Raw genomic sequence first — 20,221 nt, 5'->3', positions numbered from 1 at the left:
GTCAAATAAACTATAAGGAAGTCTTTAACGTAATTAATTCAAAAATAGCTATGTATTTTTTAGGAATCGATCTGGGAAGTTCTTCTATTAAGTTAGCTGTTCTTGATGGTCACAGTGGTAAGGCGCTTGCAAATACAACGGTACCTGAGAAGGAAATGCAAATGCACGCCCCAAAGGCCGGCTGGGCAGAACAGGACCCTGAACTCTGGTGGAACTACATCTGCGACGGAATTAAGAAATTGAGATCAGATGGTGTCGCTATAGCTCGTATTCAGGCAATAGGGATTTCTTATCAAATGCACGGTTTAGTGTTAACCGATAAGAATCTAAAGGTTTTGCGGCCTTCTATAATCTGGTGTGACAGCCGGGCTGCACCTATAGGATCACAAATATATACTGAAAAAGGAGCCTCGTTCTTTCAGGAACGTGTCTTGCAAAGTCCGGGGAATTTTACAGCTTCAAAACTCAAATGGGTACAAAAGAATGAGCCGGAGCTATTTAAAAAGGTCGCTTATATGATGCTTCCGGGAGATTATATAGCGGCTAAATTTTCGGGTGTAGCCCAGACCAGCAAATCGGGCTTGTCTGAAGCTGCCCTGTGGAATTTTAAAAAACAGAGTCTCGCTACAGAAGTATTAGAAGCGATGGAGTTGCCTAAAGATGTGATTCCGGAGATCGTTGCTAATTTTGGGATCCAGGCTCAAATAGATTCGACACTAGCTGAAGAACTTGGCTTGTCTAAAGAGGTTAAAATAACCTACCGGGCAGGAGATCAGCCTAACAATGCGTTATCGCTTAATGTGACACAACCGGGAGAGATCGCTACCACAGCAGGGACTTCAGCAGTGATTTATTCGGTAACAGATCAGGATGCTTCAGATACAGAAAATCGTGTGAATACTTTTTTACACGTGAACCACACAGAGAAGCAGAAGCGCAATGGTGTTTTGCTTTGTATAAACGGTTCTGGTATTCTATACCAATGGTTGCGCAAGATCCTGTCAACAGAACAAAATCAGTTGATCTCTTATGACCAACTCAACAAACTGGCTTCTCAAGTTACACCCGGTAGTGACGGGCTACTTTTTTACCCGTTTGGTAACGGGGTAGAACGTATTTTCAACAATAAAAAATCGAGCAGTGGTATTGAGAATCTCAACTTTAACCGCCACGAGACGGCGCACGTGGTCAGGGCAGCCTGTGAAGGGATCGTGTTTGCTATGAACTATGGCTTTGAAGTGATGCAAACCATTGGTGCAGGAGGTTCACGGGTAAAAGCGACCCATGCCAATTTATTCTTGAGTCCGGTGTTTAGAGATATTTTTGTAAACACCACACAAACTTCTTTAGAGCTTTACAATACAAACGGTGCAGAAGGGGCAGCACGTGGGGCGGCATTTGGCTTTGGTCACTATTCAAGTTTAAATGAAGCCAATCAATCTCTGGAGTTGATGGGCACTCAAGAGCCTGACCCTAGGCTCACACAAGCTTATAAAGCCTATTATCAAAACTGGAAAGACAACATTCAAATACGAGACTAATTATGAGTACCTATTTTAAAAATATCAGCAAAATCCCTTTTGAAGGAAAAGGCAGTGATAACCCGCTTGCGTTTAAATATTATGATGAAAACAAGATTGTTGCCGGCAAAACTTTAAAGGAGCATATGCGCTTTGCGATGGCTTACTGGCACACCTTAAACAATAAGGGTAATGATCCCTTTGGTGGAGATACAGAAACTTTTGAATGGGATAAAAATCCTGATCCGGTAGGCAGAGCAAAAGATAAAATGGATGCCGCTTTTGAGTTTATGACCAAAATGGGGTTACCGTATTATTGTTTTCATGATGTTGATGTGGTGGATGAAGCTCCAACTGTCGCTGAGTTTGAGAAAAGAATGCATCAACTGGTAGATTATGCAAAAGTAAAGCAACAAGAGAGTGGTATAAAATTACTCTGGGGTACCGCAAACCTTTTTAGTAACCCACGCTATATGAATGGGGCAGCGACTAATCCTAATTTTGATGTTTTAGCCTACGCCGGTTCTCAAATAAAAATTGCAATAGATGCTACACTGGAATTAGGCGGTGAGAATTATGTATTCTGGGGTGGCCGTGAAGGCTATATGAGTTTGTTGAATACAGATATGAAACGCGAGCAAGATCATTTGGCTCAGTTTCTGACTATGTGCAGAGATTATGCGCGTAACAATGGTTTTAAAGGAAACTTTTTAATCGAACCGAAACCGATGGAACCTACAAAACATCAATATGATTTTGACTCGGCGACCAGTTTAGGCTTTATAAATAAATACGGTTTACAAGATGATTTTAAACTGAATATTGAAGTGAATCACGCAACACTTGCCAGTCATACATTTGAGCACGAATTGCAAGTTGCTGCAGACGCAGGAATGTTAGGAAGCATTGATGCCAACCGGGGTGATTATCAAAACGGTTGGGATACAGACCAGTTCCCCATAGATGTTTTTGAAGTTACACAAGCGATGCTTGTTATTTTAGAAAGTGGTGGTATTCAGGGTGGTGGTATTAACTTCGATGCCAAAGTACGCAGAAACTCTATAGACCTGGAAGATAAATTCATCGCCCACATTGCAGGTATGGATACCTTTGCAAGAGGACTTATCGCAGCAGATCATATTCTTACCAACACAAAATATAAAGCCCTACGTAAGAATAGATATGCGTCTTTTGATTCTGGTGCGGGCTCTCAATTTGAAAAAGGAGAATTGAGCTTAGAACAACTCAGTGAGCTGGGAAGAAAAACCGGAGAACCTAAAGCGATTAGTGGACAACAAGAACTTTATGAGCAAATTATAGCTAATGCGTTTTAAAAGTAAACTACTTCGGGACAAGCCTGTCTGCCGACAAAGGCAAGCCCGCAAAGCATTAAACTGAACAAAACATTTTTAGAACGAGACAAGTCTCGAAGCATTTAAATCTCGATTATTGAGTAAAATACATTGAATTAAGAGGCATCCCAAGTGGATGCTTTTTTTATAATGTGAACTTTAAAAAAAAATACGATACACGCTAAAGTCTTGTTAAACACTAATTGAGGTGTAACTCTTTCTAATTTTCTTTCGTAACTCATTAGTAATACTATCAAACTAAAAAAATCATGAGTATATTAAATAGAATATTGGGAAATGCAAGTGAAGTATCTATTGAAGAGTTAACTTCTAAATACGAGCGGCTTTTAACAGAAAAAGAACATATAGAGCTGGGATTTAAACTCTTTAGAGATGTATTTATTTTTACTTCAAAACGATTAATACTTATAGACAAGCAAGGAGTCACCGGAAGCAAAACAGAATATAAGTCACTTCCTTATAAAAGTATTTCTAGATTTTCTTTAGAAAGTGCAGGTACGTTTGACCTAGATTCTGAACTTAAAATCTGGATTTCTAGTGAAAATACACCTAGCGTTAGTAAAAAGTTTACGAAAGAAATTGATATATATGCTGTACAACGCTATTTAGCAGATAAAGTTCTTCAATAAGGTGATTGTAGTTGTATTATACTTAAACGGTTTAGTATGAAAATTAACACTAAAACCTTGTAAATCAATATTTTTAAAACATTTCCTTAACATTTAAATTGAAATCTAATTGTACTTTTAATATCCTCAAATGTTTAATTCTCCAAAACAAGGACTATGAAAGCCGCTCTAAAAATCTCAGATCATAATTTTAAAGGTACGCAAGAAGTCATCTTAATGTGTCTCAATAGGATTATGGAGGTGCGTGTTCTTGAAATTAATCTCCAGAAAAATATTATCGCTGTAGATTATGCAAAGCCTAGTGTTTATGAGCGAATTAAAAACGAATTGAAATGTTTAGGACTATTAGTTGGTGAATATATTCCCTTAAAATAAGAATTTAGAAAAGCTTTTAAAAACCTGTGTATGCAGGTTTTTTTATGTTCTATATTGATCATATTAAAGTTCTTTATAGGTTTATATACCATCTATTATTGATAATACATTACATATATCTAAAATTACACTCCTACAATTTATATATACTACAGTTTTAGAGGCATATTTTGATAACTCTTAAAAAAATACTTTCTGTAAATCTTTTAAAAAGTGTTCTAGAAATGTATCTTTCGAGTTCAACCAATCAAACATCATTTTAGAAATGCTTAATCTTGTACGTACCGATTCTAAGAATGCCGACTTCTTAAAAATGATAAAAGAATTAGATCAAACCCTCAAAGTAACTGATGGTGAAGATCATGCATTCTATAATCAATTCAATTCATTAGACCGAATTAAAAATGTGATCGTTGCTTACGATAGCGGTATACCTGTAGCTTGTGGATCTTTTAGAGAATACGGTCCTAAAAGCGTAGAAATAAAAAGGATGTACACTAAACCATTATATAGAAAACGTGGTTATGCAAGTGCTATTCTTGAAGCTCTAGAAAATTGGGCTTGTGAAATAGGCTACAATAAATGTATTCTTGAAACAGGCATTTTTCAGCCTCCTGCTATAGCATTATACAAGAAACGGGATTATGATATTATTCCTAATTACGGACAGTATAGCGGTATAGGTGGTAGTATGTGCTTCTTAAAGTATTTGGGCTCAATCTAACTTTTATATCACTCGTGCGATATCAACCTCAACCGCAAGTTTGCTTTTTCCGCTACCATATACCACACCTTTTAAAGGAGGTACATCATAATAATCTCTTCCCCACCCCACAACCAAGTGTTGATCTCCGGGGATTTGATTATTAGTTGGGTCAAAATCAACCCATCCAAAACCCGGAATAAAAATAGAAAACCATGCGTGTGAGGCATCTGCTCCTACCAGTTTTTCTTGTCCCGGAGGGGGTAAGGTTTCAATATATCCACTTATATATCGCGCGGGTAAACCGATAGATCTTATACAAGCTATAGCAATCTGTGCAAAATCTTGACAAACCCCTTTGCGTTCTTCCATCACCTCATCTATGGGTGTTGAAACACTGGTAAAACCAGAGACAAAATCAAAGTCTGTATAAATACGTTGCATCAATTCTTCTGCTGCTTCAAAAACCGATCGATTGGGTTTAAAACTCTGTCTGGCATATGTTTCAACTGCGGCGCTGGCCCTTTTTATAAAGATCGATTCAAGTACAAATTGTTTGGCTTCAAGAATCTCTACATCAGTTTTCAATAGAGAATTTTTTGCCTGCTCCAGCGTAATTTTCACGCATTTATCAGATCTAAAATCTGTTTTAAATTGCTCATATTCCCGACGTAGCCTGCTCTTTGTTGTAACCTTCAATTGACGGTGTTCTTTCTGAATAGAAAAACGCGTAATATAATTTCCGAAGAAATCTACACGTTCAGAAACTTCATCAGCTTCTGGTGAGACCACCATTTTATACTCGAGCAACTCCTGCCCTAGTGATCTTCTGGGTTTAAGTACTGCTATATTATGGCAATAACTTACCGGAGCATCGTAATCGTATTTTGTGGTATGCGTTACAGAATAGAGCATTATAAGGGGAAGTTTTGATCTACTAATTGACTTTGCTTATAGGTATGGTTGAAATAGGTATTAGATATTGATTGAGAAGTTTCAAAAAGCAAATCACTTAGTTTTTCTAATAATGTATCAAGATCTTCCCGAATGAGAGTGTTCTCCCCCCCCACTACTGCAAGCTCTTCTGAGTTAGCAAGTCTCAGGCTGGAAAATGCTTCAAATACGTTCTTCTCGTATTGCATCAGCGTATCAGATTTTTTAGAATGGGGTAATCTGGCGATATCTTTTTGCAAACGACCTAATAAAAAGGTAAGCGATCTCGGGTATTTCAAGTCCATTAAAAGCAGACTGATCACCGGCTCTACTCGTATAAAAGAACGGTAACTGTATCTGTAAATATTTAGACTTTCGTGGCTACTCAACAGGGATTCTAAAACCTCGTATTCGGTTTGACCAGATTGTTTTATAACCAGTAACGAACGGCATTTTGTAATCGTGAGCATACTTTGTTCCAACTGAAGACCTATGAAGTAAAGCAATAATCCTTGCTCTACCATAATGCTTTCTTCAATAAGCCCCATAAACGCAATCAGTCTTGTAATCAGCTGATTGAGGGTTTTGATCATCTTGTTTACCGTAACATCTTTTTCATTCTCAAGACTGCGCCACAATTTTTGAATATTCTCAAAAACACGCCACATGTCACTGCTCCATAAATTTCTTATTGAATAATACGAATTGCTAAACATCATCATGGTGTTAGCAAGACTTCCCTGTTTATTTTTATCAAGAACAACTGCGATAATTTCCTTCAACGGATTATCAATCGCAAAATTCCCGGCTTTGTCCTTATCCATAAAACCGGGGTAAGTACCCGTCATTTGCGTTACCGCTTTATACAGAACATTCATTTTTACAGAACACGCCTGCTGATTAGCTACTGTGTCAGGAGCGTTCATTTGCTTGAGCACCATTCTTAAAAAACGTGCATTGACCAATGTACGGCCCACGTATCTTCCTGCCCAATACAGGTTTTCAGCTGTTAAACTTGGAAGGTCATCAAGACCACTCACAGAAACTGCAGTCCTACGGTTCCAACTATAGTTTTGACGCTCTTCATTTTTAGAATCACCTATGATCCAAAAATCTTTACTCGTACCTCCACGCTGATTAGAAACCCGTAGTTTTCCGCGTTCTGGAGCGACACGAACTAAACCTCCCGGCATCACATTATAACCATTTTTACCAGCCATAGTAAATGTGCGGGCAACCATATTTCGGGGTTCAAAAGTGCCTTTGCTATAGTTAGGAGTGGTAGAAAAACTAATGCGCTCCTGAGCTACAAAGTGATAAGGCTTTTTAATTATTTCTTTCTTAAGATTTTCTAATTCTTGTTCAGACATCAGAGATCCAAAATGAATATGCTCTCTATTCGTACGGTCTATGGGTTTTACAACCAGATTAGACAGATTTTCAAGTACGTATTTCTTCTCCTTTTCCTGACCACACCACCAGGATGCAATCTGTGGAAGTTGCAATTGCTCATTTAAAAAGAATTTACAAATAGCCGGCATAAAAGGAATCAATCCAGGGTTTTCTAAAACTCCACTTCCAATAGGGTTTACCACAGCTACATTTTGTCTTCTTACTACATCCAATAATCCGGCTACTCCTAAATGCGAATCTTCACGCAATTCAAGCGGATCTGTAAACACATCATCTACACGACGCAACACAACGTGTACGCGTTTTAATCCTTTAAGCGATTTCATAAATAAGAACCCATCTCGCACTACCAGATCATTCCCTTGCACTAATGGATATCCTAGAAATGAGGCTAAATAAGCGTGTTCAAAATAAGTCTCGTTATGTGAACCCGGTGTAAGAATTACAATATTGGGATTTTCTATTTTCTCTGGAGACACCTCTAAAAGAAACTCATTAAACTCTTTAAAGAACTCTGAAAGGCGCTTGATATTCATATCGGCAAAAACATCTGCGAGAACACGGTTTGCTGTAGCTCTATTTTCTAAGGCATACCCCATTCCAGAAGGTGCCTGAGAACGATCATTTACCACCCACATTCTACCATCACTACCCCGCGCAAGATCTGCAGCATAGAGCAACAAATGCTTATCTATTTTATAGTTGATTTTATCACACTGTCTCAAGAAACCTCTGTGACCATATATCACTTCATGCGGTACAATACCTTCTTTGATGAGTCTTCGCTCCCCATAAATATCTTTAAGAACTAAATCTAAGAGGTGTGCACGTTGTTTCAATCCTTTTTCTATTTGTCGCCATTCTTCAGATTGTAAAATAAAAGGCACGACATTGAGGTTCCAAGGTCTATTGAGGCCATTAGGATCGTTATAAACATTATACGTTACCCCGTTTTCCTCCAGCAGCCAGTTGATATCATTCTGCCGCTGCGTTAAACCGTCAATACCTATGCGCTTAAAATTCTCTAAAAGTTCTTGCCAGTCTTCTTTAACGCTAAGATCTGGAGTAAACATCTCATCGTAGGTATAGTCTGTAAAATACTTAGTAAACCAAGCATTAGTAGCCACCGTCATATTCAGGGTTGTAAATAATTATTTCTTCCGTAAATCTAGTAAATGTGGAAATTCTGGATTTACCGGAATCTCTTTAAAATTAAATGTTTTTTCTGAAGTTGTGGATTTTAATGAACGCCCTACCAATCTACTATCAGGTTCTTTTTCAGTATAGACCAAATTACCTTGAGTATGCCCCATATCCCAGAAGCGATTAATTCTTCTAGACTCTGCTTCCAGACTATTAATAGGATGCGTCTCATATGAACGTCCTCCCGGATGCGATACAAAATAGGTACAACCTCCTATAGAACGTTGATTCCATAAATCTACAATATCAAAAACCAACGGTGTGTCTACCGGAATGGTAGGGTGCAGTGCAGACCAAGGTTGCCAGGCTTTGTAACGTACTCCTGCAACATACTCTCCTTTTACACCCGTATTACTCAATTGTACTTTGACACCGTTACACGTGAGAACATATCGCTCGTCATTAAAGTTTGAAACTTTAATTTGCACACGCTCTAATGAAGAATCAACGTAACGGGAAGTTCCGCCACCGGTCATTTCTTCACCCAGCACATTCCATGGTTCAATAGCAGCGCGCAATTCTACATTCATATCTTTGATAGCTACCATTCCATACAATGGAAAACGGAACTCAAAGAACGGATCAAACCAATCTACTTTGAATGGATATCCTGCTGCATTGAGTTGCTCCACAATATCTTTGATATCTTCCCGCACATAATGCTCCATTAAAAATTTGTCATGCAGCTGTGTTCCCCATCGGGTTAATGTATGCTTATACGGCTCATTCCAAAACCAGGAAACCAATGTACGCACCAGTAACATTTGCATCAAACTCATTTGAGCATGTGGTGGCATATCAAAGGCTCTCAGTTCTAAAATACCCAATCTTCCAGAAGAAGAATCGGGACTGTATAATTTATCGATACAAAATTCTGCACGGTGGGTATTTCCGGTTATATCGGTTAATAAATGTCTAAACAAACGATCGGTTAACCAAAACGGCACATCTTCATCTTCAGGAATTTGATTGAAAGCGATCTCCAACTCGTATAAATTTTCTTGTCTTCCTTCATCAATACGCGGTGCCTGACTGGTAGAACCTATAAATCCGCCGGAAAATAAATAGGAAAGTCCCGGGTGATGCTGCCAGAAGGTTAATAAACTGCGCAATAAATCTGGTCTGCGCAGTAACGGACTATCTGCCGGACTAACACCTCCTAAAGTCACATGATTTCCTCCACCGGTGCCGGTATGTTTGCCATCAAGCATAAACTTTTCGGTACCCAAACGACTCTTTTTTGCTTCTTCATAAAGCGTTAACGTATTTTTAGTAAGCTCATCCCAGTTTTTAGCAGGGTGCACATTTACCTCAATAACACCCGGATCTGGTGTTACTTTCAATACTTCTAAGCGATTGTCTCTTGGAGGTTCATAGCCTTCTATAAGTACAGGTGTATTCAGTTGTTTTGCAGTAGCTTCTATAGATGCAATTAAATCTATAAATGTTTCAGCATCGTCTAAAGGCGGTAAAAACAGGTAGAGTTTTTTATCGCGAACCTCAGCACAAATTGCTGTACGTGCAAACGGATTTTTCTCTTTTTTATCGGCATTATAATCAACCTTTCCGTTTTTTGTTTTCGCTTTGGCGGAAGCTTTACGTTTTTCTAAAGCTTCCCCGTGGGGGCCAAAAGGCTTGCGCTTATCAAAAAGATCTGGGTCTGCAATAGGTTGTGTTGCCACTTCAGGATCTTCAATTAACGAATTGAGCGGTAACCGAAGCCCCACAGGTGAATTCCCCGGAATTAAAAACAAATTATTTTGCCTAAATTTCCACGGATTGGTAACCCATTTCCCTTGAATGTTTGCTAAAGGTAAAACGTGCCCTATCTTTTTATCTAGTCCTTGTTTTAATATTTTATTCAAGCGGTTGCGTACCGAAGTAACCGTATCATCTCCTTTCATAGGATCTACATCTACCGGTAACCTGCCCTCTTCCCACATAAAATAGAACACATCTTCATAGGCGGGCATAATATACTCCAGACGAATCCCTAGATTAATTGCCAATTCTTGTAGAAACTTCTTAGAAATACCTTCCTTTAAATCATACTCTTTATTGAAAGAAGCCATAAGGCTTTCATCTTTCCAAAGCGGTAAACCATCTTTACGCCAATGGATACCTATAGACCAACGCGGAATAGGTTCGCCGGGATACCATTTCCCCTGAGCGTGATGAAACATTCCGCCGCTTGCAAATTTGTGTAATAGTCGGATTGATAAATCTTCAGAAAGTTTACGTTTTTCTGGTCCGTCTGCAGCGGTATTCCACTGTTCAGACTCCATATCATCAATAGATACAAATGTGGGCTCCCCTCCCATTGTAAGACGCACATCACCCGCTTGTAATTCTTTTTCAACTTCAAAACCCAGATTATAAATCTCGTTCCACTGATTTTCTGTATAGGGTTTTGTAACACGCGGAGATTCAAAAATACGCGTCACCGAATTGTCAAATTCAAACTCCGTTTCTGCAGGGTCAGAAAAACCAGTTACGGGTGCTGCACTTTCAAACGAAGGCGTACACGCTAGCGGAATATGCCCTTCTCCGGCTAAAAGACCAGAAGTAGAATCTAACCCAATCCATCCTGCTCCGGGAATATAGACTTCTGCCCAAGCATGCAAATCTGTAAAATCTTCTTCTGGACCAGAAGGACCATCCAGGGATTTTTCATCAGACTTTAATTGCACTAAATAACCCGAAACAAAACGTGCTGCCAAACCTAAATGCCGTAGAGATTGTACCAATAACCAAGCAAAATCCCGACAAGAACCTAATTTTTTATCTAGGGTTTCTTCACAGGTTTGAACCCCCGGTTCCATACGAACGGTATAATTTAAATATTCATTAATATGACGATTGATACCTATTAAAAAATAAATAGTAAGCTGTTCTGAAACGTCTATGGTTTTTAGAAACTCTTTAAGCAACGGACCGTCATCTGTAATTTCCAGATACGGCAATAATTCCTTTTTTAAAGATTCTTTGTATTTAAATGGAAAATCTTCAACCGCTTCCTCAACAAAAAAATCAAACGGATTTATTGTTTTTAAATCGGCTAATATTTCAACATCTATAGAAAGTTCGTCTGTCTTTTCAGGAAAAACCACACGAGCCAGATAGTTACCAAAAGGGTCCTGTTGCCAGTTAAAAAAATGATTTTCAGGTGTGATCTTTAAAGAATACGCTTCAATAGGAGTTCTACTGTGTGGTGCAGGACGCAATCTGAAAATATGCGGAGAAAGCGAAATACGTTTGTCATATTTATATTTCGTTTTATGGGAGATCGCAACTTTTAAAGCCATAAAGAACTGGTTTTGAATATTTTTAGAACAAAAGCACTAATGGGTTAACTATACACTAAGATAGCATACCGTAAAGAAAATCAAGCACTAAGCTTCAAAAACTCCTATTAAATCTTAAATTTTTAAAAAATCGCTAATTTAAAGGAGTTTGAACCTGATTTCATTAATCAAAACATCATATTTATCCTAAAAGATAAGATGTTGACTTTTAAGTAAAGGCTGTTAGTAAACTACAGTTTACTTAAAAACTCTAAAAAATGAGTATGCATTTCTGCAGTGTAATCATAATGCGTTACTATGCGCAGTTTACCTTTTCCTAAAGCGCTAATATGAATATCAGCATCTTTTAGCTTGGTTATGAATTGAGCCTCATCAACATCTGCACGAAGTTTAAAGATCAAAATATTAGTCTCAACTGGTTCTACATGCGCGACATCGTTAATTTGATTTAGAGCGACTGAAAGCTCCTGAGCGCGTTTGTGATCTTCCTCCATATGTTGCCAGTGATACTCTAAAGCATAAAGTCCTGCAGCTGCAGCAAAACCTACCTGACGCATACCACCTCCCAGCACTTTACGTACGCGCATAGCTTTATCCATAAACTCCTTTTTACCCACAAGTACAGAACCCATAGGCGCCCCTAAGCCTTTTGACAAACACACCGAAATGGTATCAAAAGCAGCACCATAATCTTTAGGAGACTCATCAGTAACAACAAGTGCGTTCCATAAACGAGCTCCATCTAAATGAAGTCCTAAGCCGTGGTCATCACACACTTTTCTTATTTTAAGTATTTCTCTAAAATCATAACAAGCTCCACCGCCTTTGTTGGTAGTATTCTCTAAACAAACTAAAGAAGTTAAGGGACTGTGATAAAAATCTGGCGGATTGATCTGTTCTTCAACCTGATCTGCCGTAATCATACCACGGTGCCCATCTATTAATTTACACGAAACACCACTGTTAAACGAGACACCACCGCCTTCATAGTTGTAAACATGTGCAAATTTATCTGCGATTAATTGTTCGCCAGGTTGCGTATGAATCTTAATTGCAGCTTGATTGGTCATACTTCCAGTAGGGAAATACAAGGCAGAATCCATCCCAAAAAGTTCTGCTATGTGTTTTTCCAGTTTATTGACACTGGGATCTTCTTTATATACATCATCACCCACTTCTGCGTTCATCATCGCATCTAACATTCCTGGGGTTGGTTTTGTAACGGTATCACTACGTAAATCAATCTTCATTATTGAACTCTATTAATTGGTTGTAAATTATCTCAAATGTTCTCCGCCATCTACCGGAATTACAGCTCCATTTATCCAGCTCGCTTCGGGCTTGCTCAATAAATACACCACGTTAGCCACATCTTGAGCAGTCGTTAATCTTTTTTGGGGGTTGCGTGATAAAGCTTGTTCTATTAAAACGGCACTACCTGGTATAAGTTGTAAACTCTCAGTATCTGTTACTCCTGCTTGTATACAATTTGCAGTTATCTTTAAGGGTGCTAGCTCAAATGCCAGACTTCTTACAATGGCTTCCAGCGCGGCTTTTGCTGCTGAAACTGCTGCGTAATTGGGTAAAGGTTTTGTACTGCCCTCACTGGTAAATGTGAGAATTCTCCCGTTTTCCTTAAATAGTTTTGCTTTCGCGAAAGCGCTTGCCCAGTCGTATAAACTTACCGCCATAGCTTCGGCAGTTAGTAAAAAGTCTTTACCGGTCAAGGTTGCTTCTTCTGCTTTTTCTGAATAGATAGGTTTTAAATTCCCCTTTGCAATACTGTGTAAAAGCACTAAAATTTCAGCATTATTATCTTTAAAAAATTGAATCAGCTCTGCAACAGTATCTGCACTCATCGCATCTTTATTGAATGCTGCTACCTCAACACCATCACTTCTTAACGATTCGCAAATTGATTCAAATTCTCTGAGTTTGCTTCGGCGCGTGCGGTGAATGATGCAGATATTTAAACCCTTTTTTGCTAACTTTTGAGCAGATGCAAAGCCCAAACCACTGCTTCCGCCCAGTATAAGTGCCCAGGAATTAGAACCGGATTTTGTATTAAATTCAAAGTTATTTACCATTTTAATAATATACGTTGTGCCGAAAAGCCAGGACCAAAACTAAGCATCAATCCGTAATCTTCTGCAGGAATTTTTCGATTTAAAAACCGCTCCAAAACATACAACACGGTTACGCTGCTCATATTGCCATAAAGCCTTAAAACTTCTTTAGTATCCTCTATATTTTTTCCGCGTTTGCCAAAAAGCTCTTCAACGGTCTGAACAATTTTTTTTCCACCGGGATGAAATACCAGATTATTTACATCTGCTATAGTTATACCATTTCGCTCTAAAAATGGGTCAATAATGTCTGGAAAGTTTGAAGCGATCGTCTCTGGCACACTGGGATCTAAAATCATTTTCAGTCCGGTATTCGTCAACCTAAAGCCCATCATTTCTTCAGCATCAAAAAAGTGGTACATACCGGTATCAACTATTTGCGGACCTTGATCTTCTTCTTTAGAAGAGAGTAAAACACAAGCACCACCATCACCAAAAATCGCTGCGCTCACCACATTTGCCATTGAATAATCATTAAGCTGAAAAGTAGCTGTAGGACTTTCAACCGCGATAACCGCTGCCCGCTTACCTGAATTGGCTTTCAAAAAATCGTTCGCATATAAAATACCACTAATGCCTGCTGCGCAACCCATTTCAGTAACGGGAAGTCGCGTAATATCTTGTCTTAAATTTAATTTATTAATGAGATAAGCATCCAGAGAAGGAATCATAATCCCGGTACAACTCACCGTAATTATATAATCTAAACTTTGCGCATCCCAACCGGTTTTCTTTAAAGCATCGGTAAGAGCTTGCTCCCCCAATTTAACGACTTCACGACTGTAAATATCATTTTTATCTTCAAAAGAAGTTGCTGTAAAAACCTCTTCAGGAGCCATAATACTGTAGCGCTTATCTACTGCTGCATTGGTAAAAATCTTTTTAACCTTGCGCACAAATCGCTCTTCTTGACCTGCAAGCCAAACGTCTAATAGTGGTAGAATATCTGGAGTTTCCCGGTGATATTGTGGTATTGCTTTAGCTACTCCTGCTATCTTTACTGCTTTTTTTCTAGAATCCATAAATATCGGAAAGCCCAGCGCCATTTTAATTTGTAAGACTCTAGCTGAAGCTTTTGGGTAAAAGTTAATAATTCGTTTTTTGTAAATGCTCTTTTGATAGAAATTAAACCATCGTGTCGTGCAATATGTGTTTTCATAAATACCACACTAAACGCTTTAAATAAAACATAAGCAACATGACTGCGTTGTAAATCATTGATAACGACACCCAGTTTTGAAATAGATAAAAACTGCATTAAAAAAGTTTGAATCTCTACATCTGTAAAATGATGCATGGTAAGCGTCGAGGTAATAATATCACAACTAAAGGTGTCTTGATTCAATTGTAAGATGTCTTTTTGTGAATATTTTATTTCAGGATAATTTTCTGATTTAGATTTTGCTAAAGCAATACTTTTTGCATTTAGATCCAATCCTAAAAGCTGAAAATCAAGCTTATTTTTCCGGGCAAAATCTGCTATTTTTCGAAGCATCGCGCCATCACCACAACCCAGATCAACTATGCTGTATTTTTTCTGCGGAAACTTAAATATAAAATGTTTGATACCATCTATGGTAATCTGCTGACCTCCCAAATAACGATTTACCAAGGTCACATCTTTCAGTGCTGCCTGCAAGCGATCTTCATTTAACTTAGGATCGTCCATCAACTCAGGAATAAGGCTTCTTGTTTTCAAAAGCTAACTGGTTTTCCGTGAGTTGAAGCTATTAATTTATCCATCATAATTGGGAACGTTTGTAGCGCTTTTAAGGAATAATTAGTTGCTGTTTTATTTAGTAAGATACGCTGCAAAACACGACCGGTTCTGAGTCTGGCGGTAAATTCTGCATTCCATTTTTTAGAATAATTAGTTTCGAGTTGGCTTCGGTTTTGATTGCTTTGCTGGTATTCTATAATACATTCTGAAAGTATTTTAGCTCCTACAACCGCCATCGCCATCCCGTTACCACAAAGCGGATGTATGAGCCCGGCGCTATCTCCGCACATTAAAACGTGATTTTCCACAAGCTGTTTTTGCTGAAAAGAAACCTGACTGATGCTTAAGGGTTTTTCAAAAAGTGGTGTAGCTTCTGAAAAAAATGCATCTAAATATGGATTTTGCCTCAACACCTGATTCTGAAAATTATTGAGATTTCCCCATTTTTTAAAGGCATCCATATGCGTGAGGTAACAAACATTCACACTATTATCTTCAACCTGAGAGATACCACAGTAACCTCCTTCAAAATTATGCAGCTGCACAGTTTGTGAATTTACTTTAGCCTTATAATGCATCTTCACACCTAACCACGGACTTTTCTGTTTCATGAATTTCCGGGAAAGCGAAATATCAAGGTTAGAACGTTTACCAAAAGAACCTATGACCAGATCTGCTTTATACTGAGAGTTATCCTGTGTTTTTATCGTAAAAGTTTCGTCAAGAACAACAGATTCTACAGTTTTAAAAATGAATTTACAACCAGCTTCCTGAGCTACTTCAGCCATTTTTGAATCTAACATATATCTACTGATCCCAAAACCTCCGAGCGGCAAGGCAGTTTTAATATTTTTCCCTTCAGATGTAGTAAAATGGAGTTCTGAAATTTCAACCGCTCCCCAATTAAACGGGTCAACACCCAGTTTTTGCCAATACGGAATTATCTCATTAGAAAGATATTCTCCACAAACTTTATGCTTAGGATACCTTTCTTTCTCAAAAACCTGTACATCATATTTGGCTTTTTTGAGGTGTATGGCCGCAGTGAGTCCAGCGAGACCACCGCCTAGTATTGCTATATTTAAGTTCTTTTTCAAAGCTGTTTGAAGATACTAAATAAAGCCCACAAAAAAACTCCTTACAATTGATATTGTAAGGAGTTTTCCATCTCAATTAATCTTCCTAAAAAAGGAAAAAAAGTTTATTGATCTTCACCAGCCTCTTGTTTAGCTTCGTTCACCATCTCTTGATTAGGAACAATTGCTAAAGTTACACGACGGTTTTTAGAACGTCCTTCTGCAGTTTCATTAGTATATTTTGGCTGTTCTTCACCATACCACTGCGTGGTAAATCTACCAGCAGAAATACCATGGCTAGATAAGTAATTTGTCACAGCCTGAGCTCTGTTTTTAGAAAGCGTCATATTATATTCTGCAGAACCCGTACTGTCTGTATGACCTACAACTAATACGTTAGTCTGAGGATATTCTGCCATTACTTTTGCAAGACCATTCAATGTTTGTTGAGAAGCTGAGTTCACATCATATTTATTTGTAGCAAAGTAAACACCACTGTTTTCATCAAAGTTTACAACGATACCATCATCCACACGTTCTACTTCAGCACCTGGAATTTCTTCTTCAATACGTTGTGCCTGCTTATCCATTTTTTTACCGATAACATTCCCGGCAGCACCACCTACAACACCACCTATAACTGCACCCAGCTCACCACCATCACCTTTTTTACCTACATTATTACCAATCACAGCTCCTAAGATGGCACCACCTGCAGCACCTATTACAGAACCTTTTTGCTGATTATTTGCATTTTTGGTGGCTTCACAACCGGTAAGCATTGTAATGGCAATAGCCAATACCGAAACATTTTTAAGTATAGTTTTCATAATTGTTTTTATTTGATTTAAAATTAAAATATGCCTTCAAATTAAGCCCTTAGGCTCAAATAGAAAGCATATTCTAGTTTAATTTATTCTGAAATTTTAGAGAAATTCATCACAATTGTAAACGGTTTTCCATCAACCTGAACAGTTTGAGTAAATGTCAATTCATTATCAGATAAATAATTGATATTTAAACGAAAACCTGCATTGTTCATGGTAGATTTCATCTTCTCATTTGTTGGTTTCAAAAGAATATCGTAAGATGTGGCACCCTCTTGATCAGGAATACTCCACACAAAATAACGCTTTCCTAATGTACAGCTACCATCAGCGATCTCGTAATTACCAAAGTTGTTATTTGGTATGAATCTCCAGGTACTACCCACAAGGCATTCTGAAGATGCATCTCCAAAGAGAGTCACATCATAAACACCGGGAGCATTATTATAATTGATATTGTCTAAATTCCAGTATCCCTTAAGAGTTTTTCTAGATTCTTTTACCACTTTACTGGTGCCGCAAGAAACTAAAAACACGCTTAATAAAAGTACGCTTAGTATACGCTTCATAATTGTTTTTAATTAAGTTATTATCTAAATAATCTTGAAAGAAGGCTGATTAAAAATAATACTATAAAGATGAAGAAAAGAATTTTTGCAATACTCTCTGCACCTGATGCAATTCCACCAAATCCGAAGATTGCTGCGATTATTGCAATAACGATAAATATAACAGTCCACTTTAACATAATTCTAAATTTTATTGGTTAGTAATGCTTCAAAACTACTCAGAACCCAAACTTGATTTTTTAGAATTAATAGTGTTTAACTCGTCGCTGTTAAATACAGTTAACGAAAAACCTTGCCAAAGCCATTTTCAATAAAATTTTAACATTAATAAGCCATCAGGTTAGTTAGGCTCTCTTCTAATTTATTCTTAGCTAAATACTTTATTTCAAGGTTCTGAGCAAAGGGAATAGGTGTATCTAAACTAGAGAGTCTTTTAACTGGAGCATCTAAATATTCAAAGCATTCCTCAGCGATATATGCTGAAATATCTGCCATTACACTACCAAAATTTGAATCTTCAGTAAGCAACAAAACCTTTCCTGTTTTTATTACCGATTTTTTTATAGCGTCGTAGTCTAAAGGACATAAGGTGCGTAAATCTAATAGGTCAATATGCCATTCTGGATGAGATTTTAAAAGATCTAGACACCAATGTACCGGTGCGCCGTAAGTAATAACTGAAGCTTTACTTCCACACTTCACTAGCGCAGCTTTACCTAATGGAATCGTATAATAAGAATCTGGAACTTCTCCATAAATGGTTCTATACAAAGCTTTATGCTCGAAGAACAAAACAGGATTAGGATCCTCAATGGATGCAGCTAATAATCCTTTTGCATCTGAAGGAAAAGCAGGATAAACTACTTTTAATCCAGGAGTATGCGTAAACCAAGCTTCGTTTGTTTGACTGTGAAAGGGCCCTGCTCCTACTCCGGCTCCACATGGCATTCTGATTACAACATCAGCTTTTTGCCCCCAGCGATAATGTGATTTAGCAAGGTAGTTTACAATAGGATTAAAACCGCTACTTACAAAATCTGCAAACTGCATTTCTACGATAGCTTTATACCCATTAATTGAAAGTCCCATTGCAGCCTCAATTATTGCTGATTCACAAATGGGTGTATTACGAATGCGATCTTTACCATATTTATCTATAAAACCCTGAGTAATTTTAAACACCCCGCCATATTCAGCAACATCCTGCCCCATCAAAACCAGATTTTGATGATGTTCCAAACTCAAATCCAGCGCGCTTGAAATAGCATCAATAAACCGAATACTTGTTTTTGGAGCATTTTCAATATTTATCGATTCTAAATGAACGGAAGCAAAAACATCATCAAGTTCGCCTTCTAAGTTTGCAACTATTTCGTTCTCTTCAGAAGTGATTTTATAAGCCTGATCAATTTCAGCATTTATATTTTGAATCATTGAATTTTGAGTCTCTTCATTTAAAATTCCTGCTTCAAATAAATAAGCTTTATAATTCTCCACAGGATCTAATGCAGCCCAGTGGTTCCTTAAATCTTCAGGCACATATTTAGTTCCGCTGGCTTCTTCGTGCCCTCTCATTCTGAAGGTTTTAAACTCAACCAAAACCGGGCGAGGGTTTTCGCGCATAGATGCTGCCAAGCTTTTTATTTCTGAAAAAACCTCTAGAATATTATTACCGTCTATTATCCGACTTTCAATACCATAACCAACTCCGCGATCTGCTAAATTCTGACAGCGATATTGTTCAAAAGTAGGTGTCGAAAGTCCATAGCCATTATTCTCAATGCAAAATAAAACAGGCAAATCCCAAACCGAAGCTACATTTAAAGCTTCGTGAAAATCTCCTTCGCTCGTACCACCTTCTCCTGTAAAAACAGCAGTTATCTTCTTTTCTGAACGCAGCTTATGAGCCAGTGCAATTCCATCTGCAACGCCTAATTGAGGACCCAAATGTGAAATCATACCTACAATCTTGTAGTCTTGTGTTCCAAAATGAAAACTGCGATCTCTACCTTTAGTAAAGCCATTAGCTTTACCCTGCCACTGACTGAACAATCTAGCCAGCGGAACATCCCTTGAAGTAAAAACCCCAAGATTACGATGCATTGGCAAAATATATTCATCCTTCTTTAAAGCCTCAGTTAATCCAACCGCTATGGCTTCTTGACCTATACCGCTAAACCATTTTGAGATTTTTCCTTGACGCAGCAAAATGAGCATTTTCTCTTCAATTAACCTTGGCTTTAAAAGCGACTTGTAGAGGTCTAAAAGCTGCTTGTTATCTAAATCTCTTCGGTTAAAATTGAGTCGTGAAATGATATAAGAATGGTTTGACATAACTTAAATTAGATAGATTAAATTTAGTTAAATTGATCTACCTGATTATGAAGTATTCAATTTTCCGTATTATTTTAAGTACTCTTTAAAATAAGAAGCGGGTTAAATTTGATAT

The 20,221-nt window shown here is 37.9% G+C and carries 17 protein-coding genes; 5 read left to right on the top strand and 12 right to left on the bottom strand.

Going from position 1 to position 20,221, the window contains the following annotated elements:
* The first annotated feature begins 50 nt into the window (after positions 1 to 50).
* The 5 genes from DSM02_RS01045 (at position 51) to DSM02_RS01025 (ending at position 4,621) form a co-directional block, all read left to right on the top strand.
* Positions 51 to 1,541 (top strand): xylulokinase, encoded by a 1,491-nt coding sequence (locus DSM02_RS01045; protein WP_128763906.1) that lies wholly within the window; start codon positions 51 to 53, stop codon positions 1,539 to 1,541.
* 2 nt (positions 1,542 to 1,543) lie between these two features.
* The gene (gene xylA, locus DSM02_RS01040; RefSeq protein WP_205875039.1) at positions 1,544 to 2,854 is read left to right on the top strand and encodes a xylose isomerase; all 1,311 of its coding nucleotides are present in this window, start codon (positions 1,544 to 1,546) and stop codon (positions 2,852 to 2,854) included.
* 287 nt (positions 2,855 to 3,141) lie between these two features.
* The gene (locus DSM02_RS01035; protein ID WP_128763904.1) at positions 3,142 to 3,522 is read left to right on the top strand and encodes a PH domain-containing protein; all 381 of its coding nucleotides are present in this window, start codon (positions 3,142 to 3,144) and stop codon (positions 3,520 to 3,522) included.
* A 156-nt stretch (positions 3,523 to 3,678) separates the two neighbouring features.
* Positions 3,679 to 3,897, top strand: a complete 219-nt coding sequence (locus tag DSM02_RS01030) for a hypothetical protein (protein WP_128763903.1) — start codon at positions 3,679 to 3,681, stop codon at positions 3,895 to 3,897.
* Between the two features lie 265 nt (positions 3,898 to 4,162).
* Positions 4,163 to 4,621 (top strand): GNAT family N-acetyltransferase, encoded by a 459-nt coding sequence (locus tag DSM02_RS01025; RefSeq protein WP_128762178.1) that lies wholly within the window; start codon positions 4,163 to 4,165, stop codon positions 4,619 to 4,621.
* Between the two features lie 3 nt (positions 4,622 to 4,624).
* Here DSM02_RS01025 and DSM02_RS01020 read toward each other — a convergent pair whose 3' ends face one another.
* The 12 genes from DSM02_RS01020 to DSM02_RS00965 all read right to left on the bottom strand — a co-directional run bounded on the left by DSM02_RS01020 (position 4,625) and on the right by DSM02_RS00965 (position 20,106).
* Entirely contained in the window at positions 4,625 to 5,515 is an 891-nt protein-coding gene (locus tag DSM02_RS01020) for a transglutaminase family protein (protein WP_128763902.1), read from the bottom strand.
* The gene (locus DSM02_RS01015; protein ID WP_128763901.1) at positions 5,515 to 8,079 is read right to left on the bottom strand and encodes a circularly permuted type 2 ATP-grasp protein; all 2,565 of its coding nucleotides are present in this window, start codon (positions 8,077 to 8,079) and stop codon (positions 5,515 to 5,517) included. The genes DSM02_RS01020 and DSM02_RS01015 overlap by 1 nt, the downstream gene beginning before the upstream one ends.
* A gap of 18 nt (positions 8,080 to 8,097) precedes the next feature.
* On the bottom strand, positions 8,098 to 11,454 hold the full coding sequence (locus tag DSM02_RS01010; RefSeq protein WP_128763900.1) for a transglutaminase family protein: 3,357 nt from the start codon (positions 11,452 to 11,454) through the stop codon (positions 8,098 to 8,100).
* A gap of 230 nt (positions 11,455 to 11,684) precedes the next feature.
* On the bottom strand, positions 11,685 to 12,704 hold the full coding sequence (locus DSM02_RS01005) for a threonine aldolase family protein (protein ID WP_128763899.1): 1,020 nt from the start codon (positions 12,702 to 12,704) through the stop codon (positions 11,685 to 11,687).
* A gap of 27 nt (positions 12,705 to 12,731) precedes the next feature.
* On the bottom strand, positions 12,732 to 13,541 hold the full coding sequence (locus tag DSM02_RS01000) for an SDR family oxidoreductase (RefSeq protein WP_128763898.1): 810 nt from the start codon (positions 13,539 to 13,541) through the stop codon (positions 12,732 to 12,734).
* The gene (locus tag DSM02_RS00995) at positions 13,535 to 14,602 is read right to left on the bottom strand and encodes a type III polyketide synthase (protein WP_128763897.1); all 1,068 of its coding nucleotides are present in this window, start codon (positions 14,600 to 14,602) and stop codon (positions 13,535 to 13,537) included. The genes DSM02_RS01000 and DSM02_RS00995 overlap by 7 nt, the downstream gene beginning before the upstream one ends.
* Positions 14,578 to 15,279, bottom strand: a complete 702-nt coding sequence (locus DSM02_RS00990) for a methyltransferase domain-containing protein (protein WP_128763896.1) — start codon at positions 15,277 to 15,279, stop codon at positions 14,578 to 14,580. The genes DSM02_RS00995 and DSM02_RS00990 overlap by 25 nt, the downstream gene beginning before the upstream one ends.
* Positions 15,276 to 16,397 (bottom strand): NAD(P)/FAD-dependent oxidoreductase, encoded by a 1,122-nt coding sequence (locus DSM02_RS00985; protein ID WP_128763895.1) that lies wholly within the window; start codon positions 16,395 to 16,397, stop codon positions 15,276 to 15,278. Before DSM02_RS00985 ends, DSM02_RS00990 begins: the two co-directional genes overlap by 4 nt.
* Before the next feature lie 104 nt (positions 16,398 to 16,501).
* Positions 16,502 to 17,206 carry an OmpA family protein gene (locus tag DSM02_RS00980; protein ID WP_128763894.1) on the bottom strand — a complete coding sequence of 235 codons (705 nt, stop codon included), beginning with the start codon at positions 17,204 to 17,206 and terminating at the stop codon, positions 16,502 to 16,504.
* A gap of 83 nt (positions 17,207 to 17,289) precedes the next feature.
* Positions 17,290 to 17,772 carry a lipocalin family protein gene (locus tag DSM02_RS00975; RefSeq protein WP_128763893.1) on the bottom strand — a complete coding sequence of 161 codons (483 nt, stop codon included), beginning with the start codon at positions 17,770 to 17,772 and terminating at the stop codon, positions 17,290 to 17,292.
* Between the two features lie 20 nt (positions 17,773 to 17,792).
* Positions 17,793 to 17,951 carry a DUF1328 family protein gene (locus DSM02_RS00970; RefSeq protein WP_073099802.1) on the bottom strand — a complete coding sequence of 53 codons (159 nt, stop codon included), beginning with the start codon at positions 17,949 to 17,951 and terminating at the stop codon, positions 17,793 to 17,795.
* 145 nt (positions 17,952 to 18,096) lie between these two features.
* A complete protein-coding gene (locus DSM02_RS00965; protein ID WP_205875038.1) occupies positions 18,097 to 20,106 on the bottom strand; it encodes an alpha-ketoacid dehydrogenase subunit alpha/beta in 2,010 nt (669 codons plus the stop codon).
* Positions 20,107 to 20,221 lie beyond the last annotated feature (115 nt).

Origin of the sequence: Leeuwenhoekiella polynyae (genome assembly GCF_004104075.1) — a bacterium.
Taxonomy (GTDB): Bacteria; Bacteroidota; Bacteroidia; order Flavobacteriales; family Flavobacteriaceae; genus Leeuwenhoekiella; species Leeuwenhoekiella polynyae.
This window is presented reverse-complemented; position numbering and strand designations above follow the sequence as displayed.